This window comes from Microbacterium sp. Se63.02b (assembly GCF_014171575.1).
Lineage (GTDB): Bacteria > Actinomycetota > Actinomycetes > Actinomycetales > Microbacteriaceae > Microbacterium.
Genome location: NZ_CP050453.1, coordinates 794304 through 807280 on the forward strand (window position 1 = coordinate 794304; position 12977 = coordinate 807280).

The 12977-nt window shown below is 69.1% G+C and carries 6 protein-coding genes and 2 pseudogenes; 4 read left to right on the forward strand and 4 right to left on the reverse strand.

Annotated elements, in window-relative coordinates; genetic code table 11:
• Nucleotides 1–93 precede the first annotated feature (93 nt).
• Both G4G29_RS03980 and G4G29_RS03995 read right to left on the reverse strand, forming a co-directional pair.
• Nucleotides 94–1968 (reverse strand): DUF5979 domain-containing protein, encoded by a 1875-nt coding sequence (locus tag G4G29_RS03980; protein WP_183151896.1) that lies wholly within the window; start codon nt 1966–1968, stop codon nt 94–96.
• 1533 nt (nt 1969–3501) lie between these two features.
• Nucleotides 3502–4509 carry a LacI family DNA-binding transcriptional regulator gene (locus G4G29_RS03995; RefSeq protein WP_183151899.1) on the reverse strand — a complete coding sequence of 336 codons (1008 nt, stop codon included), beginning with the start codon at nt 4507–4509 and terminating at the stop codon, nt 3502–3504.
• A gap of 148 nt (nt 4510–4657) precedes the next feature.
• Here G4G29_RS03995 and G4G29_RS04000 point away from each other — a divergent pair.
• From G4G29_RS04000 to rhaS, 4 genes and pseudogenes are all read left to right on the forward strand, one after another.
• Nucleotides 4658–6186 (forward strand): annotated as a pseudogene (locus G4G29_RS04000) (sugar ABC transporter ATP-binding protein).
• Entirely contained in the window at nt 6183–7211 is a 1029-nt protein-coding gene (locus G4G29_RS04005) for an ABC transporter permease (RefSeq protein WP_183151900.1), read from the forward strand. Before G4G29_RS04000 ends, G4G29_RS04005 begins: the two are co-directional and overlap by 4 nt.
• Nucleotides 7208–8257 (forward strand): ABC transporter permease, encoded by a 1050-nt coding sequence (locus tag G4G29_RS04010; RefSeq protein WP_183151901.1) that lies wholly within the window; start codon nt 7208–7210, stop codon nt 8255–8257. The genes G4G29_RS04005 and G4G29_RS04010 overlap by 4 nt, the downstream gene beginning before the upstream one ends.
• A gap of 55 nt (nt 8258–8312) precedes the next feature.
• Nucleotides 8313–9356, forward strand: a complete 1044-nt coding sequence (gene rhaS, locus G4G29_RS04015; RefSeq protein WP_183151902.1) for a rhamnose ABC transporter substrate-binding protein — start codon at nt 8313–8315, stop codon at nt 9354–9356.
• 55 nt (nt 9357–9411) lie between these two features.
• Here the strand turns inward: rhaS and G4G29_RS04020 are convergent.
• Both G4G29_RS04020 and G4G29_RS04025 read right to left on the reverse strand, forming a co-directional pair.
• Nucleotides 9412–10811 (reverse strand): annotated as a pseudogene (locus G4G29_RS04020) (rhamnulokinase family protein).
• Between the two features lie 105 nt (nt 10812–10916).
• A complete protein-coding gene (locus G4G29_RS04025) occupies nt 10917–12953 on the reverse strand; it encodes a bifunctional aldolase/short-chain dehydrogenase (RefSeq protein ID WP_183151903.1) in 2037 nt (678 codons plus the stop codon).
• Nucleotides 12954–12977: the final 24 nt, after the last annotated feature.

The window sequence follows — 12977 nt, forward strand, 5'->3', positions numbered from 1 at the left end:
CGAGCGGGCTCCGGCTCACGCGGGAGCCCCCACGGTCAAAGAGATGCGGCACCCGGGAACATGTCCCGGGTGCCGCATCTGGCTAGATCACGATCAGTGCTTCACGCCCTTCCGTCGTGCGACGAACACAGCGCCGCCGGCGATGAGCGGTCCCAGGCCGAGAAGCGCGGCCGTGCCCGCTGCGAACGACGAGCCGGTCTGCGCCAGTCCCGTCGGAGGGGTGGTCGGAGGGGTCGTCGGCGGCGTGGCCGGAGGCGTCTCCGGTGTGGTGGGCGGCGGTACCAGGGTCGTCGGGTTCTCGAGGTCGACGGCGAGTGCCTGGTCGGCGTCGGTCACGGTGACGGTGGCGGTGGTGCCGAGGGTCTTGCCGCCTGCGGTGAAGACGGGGTCGCCGTACTTCACGGTGCCCTGGTCGGTGGTGACCGATTTGGGTGCGACTTCGGTGAAGGTGACCTCGGTGCCGACCGGGAGGGTGGCGTCGATCGCGGCGGTGTCGCCGTCGGCGATCGTGAGGTCGCCTTCGGTCGCGGTGCCGTCGACGGTGTACGCGTAGTGGACCGTGTACTTCGCGTCGGGGACCAGTGCGGCGCCCGCGCCGGTGACGTGCTTCGTCACCGAGACCGTGCCGGTGGGCGGCGGTACGACGAGAGCGGAGTTGTCGAGCGTGAGCGCGACGGTGGTGTTGTCGCCCGGTGTGACGGAGTAGGTCCCGTCACCGTTGTCGGTGACGCCAGGGCCGGAGATCGTGTAGTCGGCCCAGTCGACCCCCGCGATGGTGGGGATATCGACCTCGGAGATCACGAACGTCGATCCGATCGGGTACCGCTCGGACTGCACGCGGTTGGCCTCTCCGGCCTTGACGGTCATGTCTCGGGCGTCGCCTGCGACGGTGTAGTGCACGGTGAACTCGGTGTCTGCGGGAACGAGCGATGCGCCCTCGCCGGAGACGGCCTTGGCGATCGAGAAGCGCGCGTAGGACTTGGCATCTCCGTCACCGCCGCCCGATGCCTGGTATGTGAAGGTCGTGCCCACCGTCGTGGACTGCACGGTCGCCTCGTTGGCGTAGGCGTCGCCGGGGAAGAAGGACCCGTCGGGCGTGGTGTAGTAGATGACCTGATACGCGCGAGCCTGGTCTGCCGGGACATTGCCGATGGTGAGGGTGAACGACTTGCCGCCCGCGGCGAAGGTGTTCTGCACGAAGTCCGACGCAGGAACAGCGGTGGCGGGCCCGGTGAGGTTGCCGTTGCCGTCGACGGCACGCCATTCGGCGCGCACCTGCCCTGTCAGCGTGTGGTTCTCGAGCTGCAGCGAGCCGGGCACGAGAGTGTCCTGGATCGTGAACTGCCCGCCAGAGGCGACGGAGCTGGGGACATTGATCGTCCAGCCCCAGACGCCTTTGTCGAACGACTGCCATCCGTCCTTCGACACCTTGGTCGGGGCGGGGCTGGTGCCGACGATCGGTCCGCCTCCCGGAATCCCCACCGGCACGAACGTGTTGCCGATCTGGAACTCGAGGGTCGAGTCCGTGGTCGACTTGATGGCCTGAGCCTTGAACCAGAGGCTTCCGCTGATGTCTTCCTTGCCGTTGACGAAGTCCGTCAGCGTGCAGGTGAGGACCGGTGCGGCATCCTCGCTGATCGTGCAGGTACCGACCAGATCCCCCGCGGGGTTGTTGAGGTCGAATGCACCACCCGCGATATTGTGCAGCTCGGTCGGCAGCGTCATCCCGAACGTCTCACCTCCGACCGCGCCGTTGGGCACGGACCAGTCGGCCGTCACGGTGAAGATGTCACCGACCTCCGCGGGAGCCGACTCCCCGGTGTCGAACGCCATCTGCACGTTCGTGATCGCGTCGGGATATGTGTACGTGGCGGCTGAAGCCGTAGCCCCGGCGGAGATGACCCCCAGCGTCGCCAGCCCCACCACCGTCACCGATGATAAGAGCTTCTTGAGCGATTTGATGCGCATTTCGTTCCCCTAACGGCCCCCAGGCCCATTGCGCTTAATGTTTGACGAGTAAGATGTTACTGCATGAAACGGCAGCTGTCATATGTGGTCGATTCTCGTGGGGGAAGGGCGGCGGTCAGCCGTCGAGTCGTCCCCGTCGGATGACCAGAGCGGACGTGACCGCAAGCGCCACCAAGGCCGCGACGAGCGCCGCGCCCAAACCGGTGATGACGGGAGCGACGACTGCCCGCGTGGCGGTCGGTCCTTCAGCTGACACGGCATCGCCGGCGCCGACGTATTCCGGTTGCGCTGGGTCGCCCTGCGGTGGGGTGAGATCCACGCCCTGTCCGCGCTCGGCGCGGGAAGCTTCGGGGCGTTGTGGCGTCTCTCCGTCGGGCGACATCGAAGACGCGTCGGTGGTCGCCGAGTCGGCCAGCGGCGCGACGCCCGCGACGGGTTCTGCGGACGTCGACGTGTCGGCCGCATCGAGCGCAGGGCTCTCCTCTTGGCTCGACGGGCCGGCGTCGGACAGAGAGCCGGGCGCGGCCGCGGGATCCGGTGCCGGGTCCGGAGCCGGCGCGGGCGGAGGAGCGGGGGCGGCCTGTTCCGGAGTGACCGGGATCGCCGGGGCGGTCGGGCCGGTCGGAGCGCCCGGGTCGGCCGGAGTGCCCGGATCGGTCGGAGTGACCGGGTCGGTCGGGCCTGCCGGATCGGTTGGAGTGCCCGGGTCGGTCGGGTCCGTCGGGCCGGTCGGAGCGCCCGGGTCGGCCGGAGTGCCCGGGTCGGCCGGAGTGCCCGGGTCGGCCGGAGTGACCGGGTCGGTCGGATCGGTCGGAGTGACCGGGTCGGTCGGGCCCGCCGGATCGGTCGGAGCGCCGGGGTCGCCGGGGTATCGCCCTCGCCATGCCCGGGTGTCGGGAGCCCGGGCATGACGATGGGTGCGCCGCCGGGGATTCCCACGCTCACGAGATCCACCCCGATGCGGAAGCCGAGGCTCGAGCCCGCAGAGGCGGTCGCGGCGACGGCCGGGAAGTGGAGCGAGCCCTCGACGCCCTCCCTCCTGCGATGGACTGCCCCCAGCAGTGTGCAGGTGAGTGCCGGGCCGGCGCCCCCACCGACGGCGCAGGTGGCCGCGGGCTGTCCGTGGGTGTCGGAGGCGACGAAAGGCACTTCGTCCACGCCGCGCAACTCCGGCGGCAGGACCATGTCGAACCTCGCACCGCGATCCGCTCCGGCGGGCACGGCCCAGTCCGCCGTGATCTGGAACGCCCCTCCGACGTATGCGGCGTCGGCGCCGTCCGCGAATTCCAGGTGGATGTCGGTGAACGCCCCCGCGTCGTCGGCCGCGAGTGCCGTCGAGCTCGCCGAGGCGATGCCGATCGCCACGAGCCCCATCGCCGTCGTCGGCGCGATGACGCGCCACATCGTCTTCTTTCGCATGTCGCCATGCCTCCCCAGTATCGATACCCCTGAGGCGCGTCCCCACGCGCACAGTAAAGTATTACACGACACCGGTGCGAGGGGTTCACCGCGAGAAGGGGTGAGGCTGTGAGGTCAGCCCGTGGTGGAGCGGCGCACGATGAGTTCGGGTGGGAAGACCGTCTGCCGCGGGATGCTGTCGGGGTCGGCTGCCTCTTCGAGCACGATGCGGAGCGCGGTGCGTCCGATCATCCGGCTCGGCTGCCGGATCGAGGAGAGCGGAACGGCGGCCGCGGCGGCGAACGGGATGTCGTCGAATCCGATCAGGGCGATCTCGTCGGGGACGAGCACCCGGCCACCTGCGGCGAGGGACTGCAGCAGACCGAGCGCCAGGAGATCGTTGGCGGCGAACAGCGCGTCAGGCCATTCACGACGCGGACGGGTGAGGAGCCGCGCTCCTGCCGCGGCGCCCTCCTCCACGGTCATGGCCGCCGTGGGGACGACCTCCAGGTCGACGTGTACGGAGGCGTTCTCGGCGGCGGCGCGCGCGCCGGCCAGTCGATCGGTCACCTGGCGCATGTCGAAGGGGCCGCCGACGAAGGCGATGCGGCGTCGCCCGACCTCGATCAGATGCTCCACGGCGAGCCTTCCGCCGGCGACGCTGTCGACGGAGACGGAGGAGAACCCGCTGTCTGCGCTGAACCTGTCGACGAGCACCGTCGCGATGCCGCTCGCACGGAACCGACGCAGCTGCGTCATCACGTCGCCGTATGGCGCGATCAGCAGACCGCGCACCTGCTGCTCGCGGAACAGATCGAGGTACACCTTCTCGCGGGAGGGGTCGTCGTCGGTGTTGCCGTACAGGATCGCGATGCCGTGACTGGATGCCTCGTCCTCGGCGCCGCGGACGACGTCGCTGTAGAACGGGTTCTGCCCGTCGAGGACCACGAATCCGACGGTGGTGCTGACGCCGGCGCGCAGCTTGCGGGCGGCATCGTTGCGCACGTATCCGAGTTCCTCGATGGCGCGGCTCACGCGAGCGACGGAATCGCTCGAGACCTCTTCCGGCCGGTTCAGGACGTTCGACACCGTGCCGACGGAGACGCCCGCACGGAGGGCGACATCGCGGATGCTGACCGCCACTGTTGTCCTCTCGTCGTCGGGTGGATCACGGTTCGGGTATCAGGGCTTGACCTGACGCTCGCATCACATACACTAGCCTGAAACCCACCTGAATCGATTCATCTCGGTTCATTCCGAACATCATCCCCCTCAACGGAGAGGAAAGCCAGTGGCCGACGACGCACACGCCCGCAGTGCTCCCCCCACCGCGCTGGAACTGCATCGCGTCGTGAAGTCCTTCGGGCCGGTCATCGCACTGCGCTCCGGAAGCCTCACGCTCCAGTCCGGTTCGATCCACGCCCTCATCGGCGAGAACGGCGCGGGCAAGTCCACGCTCGTGAAGATCATGGCCGGGCTGTACCGTCGCGACTCCGGAGACTTCCGCCTCCACGGCGAAGAGGTCGACTTCACCAGCACGGCGCAGTCCAAGGCCGCTGGCATCGCCGTGATCTACCAGGAGCCGACGCTCTTCCCCGATCTCTCCGTCACCGAGAACATCTTCATGGGCCGGCAGCCCACGCGCGCCCTCGGCCGCATCGATCGCAAGGCGATGCGCACCGAGGTCGATCAGATCTTCCGCCGGCTCGGCGTCGCGCTCGACCCCGATCGCATCACCGAGGGGCTGTCGATCGCCGACCAGCAGATCATCGAGATCGCCAAGGCGATCTCCCTCGACGCCAGCGTGCTGATCATGGACGAGCCCACCGCTGCCCTCAGCGGCGTGGAGGTCGACCGCCTGTTCGCGGTCGCGAGGAGCCTGCGCGACGAGGGACGCGCGATCCTGTTCATCTCGCACCGCTTCGACGAGGTGTTCGATCTGTGCGACACGGTGACCGTGATGCGTGACGGCGCCTACATCGACACGACGCCCATCGCCGACACCACCGTCGACGACCTCGTGCGTCAGATGGTCGGCCGCGACGTCACCGAGCTCTTCCCCAAGCAGGAGGCCGAGATCGGCGAACCACTGCTCGACGTGCGAGGCCTCACGAGCCCCGGAGTGTTCCACGACATCACGTTCACGGTGCGAGCCGGTGAGATCGTCGCGCTCGCTGGTCTCGTGGGTGCGGGTCGCAGCGAGGTCGCGCGTGCCGTGTTCGGCGTCGACGCCTACCGGGAGGGGAGGTGCGGATGCTGGGCGCCGCGGTGCCGCGCCGCAACCCCACCGCCGCCATGCGCCACGGCCTGGCTCTCGTGCCGGAGGACCGACGCAAGCAGGGGCTCGTGATCGATGCGAGCGTCGGTGGCAACATCACCCTCGCCATCCGCCGCACACTCGCCAGGTGGGGTCTCATCACCACCGGGATGGAGAACCGCGCGGCCGCGCTCTGGGCGTCGCGACTCGAGGTCAAGACGCACGCCCTCGACACGGTCGCGGCCACGCTTTCGGGCGGCAACCAGCAGAAGGTGGTCCTCGCCAAGTGGCTGGCCACCGACCCTCGGGTGCTGATCATCGACGAGCCCACCAGAGGCATCGACGTGGGTACGAAGTCCGAAGTGCACCGCCTGCTCTCGCAGCTCGCGGGCGAGGGGAGGGGAATCCTCATGATCTCGTCGGAGCTGCCGGAGGTCCTCGGCATGGCCGATCGCGTGCTCGTCATGCGAGAAGGACGCATCACCGCCGAGATCGCCCGCGAGGACGCCACCAGCGAGAACGTCATGTTCGCCGCGACCCACGCATCGGAGCAGCACGCATGAGCACCACGGCAACCGCGGCACCAGCCCCCGCGATCGCGAAGAAGCCCGGCGGCATCGGCCGCGCCCGCGAGGTCGGGATCCTCGTCGCGCTGATCCTCGTCGTGATCGCCGCGACCGTGAAGAATCCGAACTTCCTGTTCAGCGCCGACGGCTGGCGCGACCTGCTGCTCACCCCCTCGATCCTCGTGCTCGTCGCAGTCGGGCAGGCGATCGTCATCATCACCCGCAACGTCGACCTCTCGGTCGGCTCGGTCATGGGCCTCACGGCATTCCTCACCGGCCGCCTGTTCATGGACGTCCCCGGCATCCCGATCGCCGTCGTGGTGATCGCCGCCGTGATCTTCGGGGGCCTGCTCGGACTCGTCAACGGTGCGCTGGTGGCGTTCGCCAAGGTGCCGGCGATGGTGATCACCCTCGGCACCCTCTATGCCTATCGCGGCATAAACGTGCTCTGGACAGGCAGCGACCAGGTGCATCCGTCCGATCTCCCGAAGGCGTTCCTCGGGCTCGGCACCGAGCAGATCCTCACGATCCCGGTGCTGTCGATCGTCGCGATCGTCGTGCTGGCGATCGCCGCCTGGTACATGCGCAACACCCGGGGCGGGCGCGAGTACTACGCGATCGGCTCCGACCCCGCCGCCGCGGAGCTGTACGGTCTCAAGACCACGCGCCGCGTGCTCAGCGCCTTCGTGCTCTCGGGGGCGCTCGCCGGCCTCGCCGGTGTCTTCTACGTCGCCAGATACGGATCGGTCAGCTCGCAGGTCGGCTCCGGCTGGGAGCTGGATGCCGTGGGTGCCGCCGTCATCGGAGGCATCGCCATCACCGGCGGTGTCGGGTCGGTGTGGGGTGCCGCCATCGGCGCGATGCTGCTGATGACCATCAACAGGGCGCTGCCGATCCTCGGCATCCCGGACTTCTGGCAGCGCGCCGTCGTCGGCGTGCTCATCATCGGCGCGATCGTGCTGGACCGCGTGCTCGCCGTGCGGCAGAAACGTCAGCTCATCGAGGCGAGGGACGACTCATGACAACCACCACCACGACCTCGACGCGGATCATCCGCGACTACGACCGACCGCTGTGGCGGCGGGTGCTGATCAATCGCGAGTTCGCGATCATCGCCCTCCTGGTGCTCGTCGTGCTCGTGTCGGCCGTGTCGATCCGCGGCTTCGCGCAGCCCATCACGGTCAACTACCTGCTGCTCGACGTCGCCCCCATCCTGCTGATCGCCCTGCCCATGACGCTCGTGATGATCACGGGCGAGATCGACCTCTCGGTGGGCTCCATGGTGGGCCTCGCGAGCGTCGTCACCGGCGTGCTCACCGAGTCGGGAGCACCCTTCGAGGTCGCAGCGCTCGCCGCTCTCCTTGTGGGAGCGGTCGGTGGGGCCTTCAACGGGTTCCTCGTGACGGTCGTCGGACTCCCGTCGCTCGCCGTCACGATCGGCACGCTCGCGCTGTTCCGCGGACTCGCCGTCGGACTGCTCGGGACGACGGCGGTGACCGACTTCCCGGAGATGTGGACGGCTCTGGCGAAGGCGAAGATCGCCGGCACGACGATCCCCTACATCGTCATCCCGTTCCTGATCCTCCTCGCGATCTTCGCCGTGGTCCTGCACTTCACCCCGTTCGGCCGGGGCATCTACGCCATCGGTCTCTCGAAGGATGCGGCGCGGTTCTCCGGCGTGAACGTCGAGCGGACGAAGTTCATCCTGTTCATCCTGTCCGGGGTGGTCGCCGCTTTCGCCGGCATCTTCTACACACTGCGCTTCGGCAGCGCCCGCGGCGACAACGCCACCGGTCTCGAGCTCCAGGTGATCGCCGCGGTCGTGCTCGGCGGTGTGTCGGTGTTCGGCGGCAGGGGGCACCTGCACGGTGTGGTCGCCGCGGTGCTCCTGATCGGCGTGCTCGGAAGCGGCCTGCGCCTCGCCGGAGTCACCTCCGACGTCATCAACATCATCACGGGCGGTCTGCTGATCTTCTCGGTCGTCGCAGCCAGCGTCCTCGCCTGGGCGCAGCGCATCCGCGCGAAAGCGGGACCGCCCCTCCGCGTCGCAGCCTCTCCCGCACCATGAGGCAGCCTCTCGCCGCCGGCATCCGCCCGCGGTGATCATCACGAAAGGAAGAACAATGACGTTTGCACGCAAGAGGGTCACGGCGCTCGCCGCAGTGGCCGTCGCCGCAGCGCTCGTGCTGACCGGCTGCGCCGACACCGGCAGCGGGTCGGGCGACTCCGGCTCCGGTGACGGCGGCGGATCCGACAACCTGTCGATCACGTTCCTGCCCAAGAACCTGGGCAACCCCTACTTCGACACCTCCAGTGAAGGAGGCAAGAAGGCCGTCGAGGAGTTCGGCGGCACCTTCGCCGAGGTCGGCCCCGCCGAGGCGACGCCCGACGCGCAGGTGAGCTACATCAACACCGCGACGCAGCAGGCAGTGGGCGCCCTCGTGGTCTCGGCGAACGACCCGAAGGCCATCTGCGACGCGCTCAACGAGGCGCGGGACGCCGGGGTCAAGGTCGTCACCTTCGACTCCGACACCAACCCCGAGTGCCGCGACCTGTTCATCAACCAGGCGGACTCCGACGGCATCGCGAAGGTGCAGATCGATCAGGTCGCCGAGCAGATCGGCGGCGCGGGCGAGATCGCGATCCTGTCGGCATCGGCCAACGCCACCAACCAGAACGCCTGGATCGAGCTGATGAAGGAGTACGTCGCCAGCGACTACCCCGACATCACGATCGTGGAGACCGTCTACGGCGACGACGACGATCAGACCTCGTTCGACAAGACGGCGGCCCTGCTGCAGAGCCACCCCCAGCTGAAGGGCATCGTCTCGCCGACCACGGTGGGCATCGCGGCCGCAGCCCGCTACCTGTCGACCTCGGACTTCAAGGGCAAGGTCGCGCTGACCGGACTCGGCACTCCGAACCAGATGCGGGAGTACGTGGAGGACGGCACCGTCACCTCGTTCGCGCTGTGGAACCCGGCCGACCTCGGCTACCTGTCGGCGTTCGCGGCCAAGGCGCTCGTCGAGGGTGACATCACCGGCAAGGAAGGCGACACCTTCGACGCCGGCGACCTCGGGGAGTACACGGTCGGCGCCGACGGCGTCGTGCTGCTCGGCGACCCGTTCGTGTTCGACGCGGACAACATCGGCGACTTCGACTTCTGAGTCACCGCGAAGAGGGCGCCGGGGCTTTCAGCCCCGGCGCCCTCTGTCGTTCCTGTCACGGGTGCGGGACGAACCGCTCCGGCGCATGGGTCGCCGCGACCAGGGCACGCAGTCCCTCGAGGGTCGCCGGTGCAGCGCCGAGAGCGCGCGCCTGGATCAGCACGTTGCCGAGCGCGGTCGCCTCGACAGGACCGGCCAGGACCGGCAGTCCCGTCCGGTCGGCCGTCGCCTGGCAGAGAAGACGGTTGAGGGATCCTCCCCGACGAGGTGGATGGCGTCGAGCGTGCGGCCCGACAGGGCGGCTGCGCTCTGGACGGCCCCGGCGAAGGACGCCGCGATCGACTCGATGATCGTCCGCGCGAACGCTGCTCGCGACGTCGGGGCCGCGTCGCCGAGGAGTGCGGTGATGCGCTGCGGCATGTCTCCCGGTGCCGTGAGCGAGGGGTCCTCGGCGTCGAACACGGGCACGGGACCGCTGACCTCGGCGGCCGCGGACAGCAGCTCCGCCAGGTCGATGCTCGCGCCGTCTTCTGCCTCCCACGCTCGCACCGTCTCGCTCAGCAGCCAGAGTCCGGTGACGTTGTGCAGGAACCGGAAGCGGCCGTCCACTCCGAGCTCGTGCGTGAAGTTCGCTGTGCGCGCGGCATCGGTCAGCACGGGTTCGGTCAGCTCCACCCCGACGAGGCCCCACGTGCCGCACGAGATGTACGCGGAGTCGGGCGTCGAGAGGGGAGTGGCCGCGACCGCGGACGCCGTGTCATGCGAACCGACGGCGATCACCGGGAGGTCCTTGCCGATGCGTGCGGCGAGCTCCGGCCGCAGTGTCCCGATCGTCGCGCCCGGATCCACGAGGGGCGGCAGGATGCTCGAGCGGATGGACAGCCGGTCGGCCAGCGCTGTGTCCCACTCGCCGTCGGCCACGCCGAGCAGACCGGTGGTCGAGGCGTTCGTGCGTTCGGCGACAGCTGACCCCGTGAGCAGGTAGGCGATGAGGTCGGGAATCAGCAGCGCGGTGTCTGCCTCGCCCAGGTGTGCGTCCACCCGGTACTGGTACAGCGTGTTGAACGGCAGGAACTGCAGTCCGTTGCGCGCGTACAGCTCGTCGAAGGGGGCGACCGCGTGCACCTCGTCGACCCTGCGGGCGGTGCGCTCGTCGCGATAGTGGAACGGCTCGCCCAGGAGCTCTCCGCCCGCGAGCAGCCCGTAGTCGACGGCCCACGAGTCGATGCCGATGCTCTCGATGCCCGGTTCGCGGCGCACGGCCTCGGTGAGCCTGTCGAGCACATGCTCGTACAGCGCGCCGAAGTCCCAGTGGAGTCCGTCTTCGCGTGCCACCGGTCCGTTCGGGAACCGCGTGACGAGTTCGAGGTCGAGGCGTCCGTCGCCGATCCGTCCGATCATGACCCGTCCGCTGGTGGCGCCGAGGTCGACGGCCGCGACCGCGCGGACGGTCATGCGCGCATCCCCTCGCCGAGTGCACAGCATCCTGCCGAGCGCACGGCGCTTTCACGTGACGTTCTCGTGCGCTCGGGGCGTTCCCGTGCACTCGGCGGAGGAGAGTCATCGCAGGAAGGCCGCGGCGACGCCGGAGTCGACCGGGATGTGCAGGCCCGTGGTGCGGCTCAGCTCGGGGCCGGTGAGCACGTAGACAGCGTCGGCGACGTTCTCGGGCACGACTTCGCGCTTGAGGATCGTGCGGTTGGCGTAGTACTGGCCGAGGTCCTCTTCCTTGACGCCGTAGGTCGCGGCGCGGTTGGCACCCCAGCCGGAGGCGAAGATGCCGGAGCCGCGGACCACGCCGTCGGGGTTGATGCCGTTGACGCGGATGCCGTGCTCGCCGAGCTCGACCGCGAGGAGGCGCACCTGGTGGGCCTGGTCGGCCTTGGTGGCGGAGTAGGCGATGTTGTTGGGCCCAGCGAAGACGGAGTTCTTCGACGAGATGTAGATGATGTCGCCGCCGAGCTTCTGGTCGATGAGCACGCGGGCGGCGGCCTTCGACACGAGGAACGAGCCCTTGGCCATCACATCGTGCTGCAGGTCCCAGTCCTTCTCGGTCGTCTCCAGCAGCGGCTTCGACAGCGACAGGCCGGCGTTGTTCACGACCAGGTCGACACCGCCGAACGCGAGCACGGCATCGTTCAGCGCAGCCTGGACCGCATCGGCGTCTGCCACGTTGGCGGCCACCCCGATCGCGACGTCGGTGCTGCCGAGCTCGGCCGCGGCGGCCTGCGCCTTCTCGAGGTCGAGGTCAGCCACGACGACACACGCGCCTTCCGCCGCGAGACGGGTGGCGATGGCCTTGCCGATGCCGCTGGCGGCTCCAGTCACGAAGGCGATGCGGCCCTGGTGCGACTTGGGCTTCGGCATGCGCTGCAGCTTGGCCTCCTCCAGCGCCCAGTACTCGATGTTGAACTTCTCGGCGTCGGAGATCGGGGAATAGGTCGAGAGCGACTCGGCGCCGCGCATCACGTTGATCGCGTTGACGTAGAACTCGCCGGCGACACGGGCGGTCTGCTTGTTCGCGCCGTAGGAGAACATGCCGACTCCGGGGATCAGCACGATGAGCGGATCCGCGCCGCGGATGGCGGGGGACTCGGCGGTGGCGTGCGCGTCGTAGTACGCCTGGTAGTCGGCGCGGTATTCGGCGTGCAGCTCGTGCAGGCGCGCGACCTGCTCATCGACGGATGCCGTCGCCGGGAGGTCGAGGATGAGCGGCTTGATCTTCGTGCGCAGGAAGTGATCGGGGCAGCTCGTGCCGAGGGCGGCCAGCGCCGGGGCCTTCTCGGACGCCAGGAAATCGAGCACGACATCGGCGTCGGTGAAGTGACCGACCATCGGCTTGTCGGTCGACGCGATGCCGCGGATCGTCCCGGCGAGTGCGGCAGCGCGCTCGCGGCGCTCGGCGGTCGGCAGCGCCTCGAAACCGGAGCGCACTCCGCCGAACGGCTCGGCCTTTCCGTGCTCGGCGATGTACGCGGCCGCGGTGTCGATGATCCAGAGGGAGTTGGCCTCGGCTTCTTCCGAGGTGTCGGCCCAGGCCGTGATGCCGTGCCCGCCGAGGATGCAGCCGATCGCCTGCGGGTTCTCGCGCTTGATCTCGGCGATGTCGAGTCCGAGCTGGAAGCCGGGGCGACGCCACGGGACCCAGGCCACCTTGTCGCCGAAGATGCGCGCTGTGAGGGCCTCGCCGTCGGCCGCGGTGGCGATCGCGATGCCGGAGTCGGGGTGGAGGTGGTCGACGTGTGCGGCGTCGACGAGGCCGTGCATGGCGGTGTCGATCGAGGGAGCTGCTCCGCCCTTGCCGTGCAGGCAGTAGTCGAAGGCCGCGACCATCTCGTCTTCGCGCTCGATGCCGGGGTACACGTCGACGAGCGCGCGCATGCGGTCGAGGCGCAGCACCGCGAGGCCGCTCTCGGTCAGGGTGCCGAGGTCGCCGCCGGAGCCCTTGACCCACATGAGCTCGACCGGGCGTCCGGTGACCGGGTCGGTCTCGGTGCCCTTGGCAGAGGTGTTCCCGCCCGCGTAGTTGGTGTTCTTCGGGTCGGCGCCGAGGCGGTTCGACCGGGCGATGAGTGCGGCGGCGGTGGCGTTGGTCATGACTCTCCAAGACGGGGACGATGC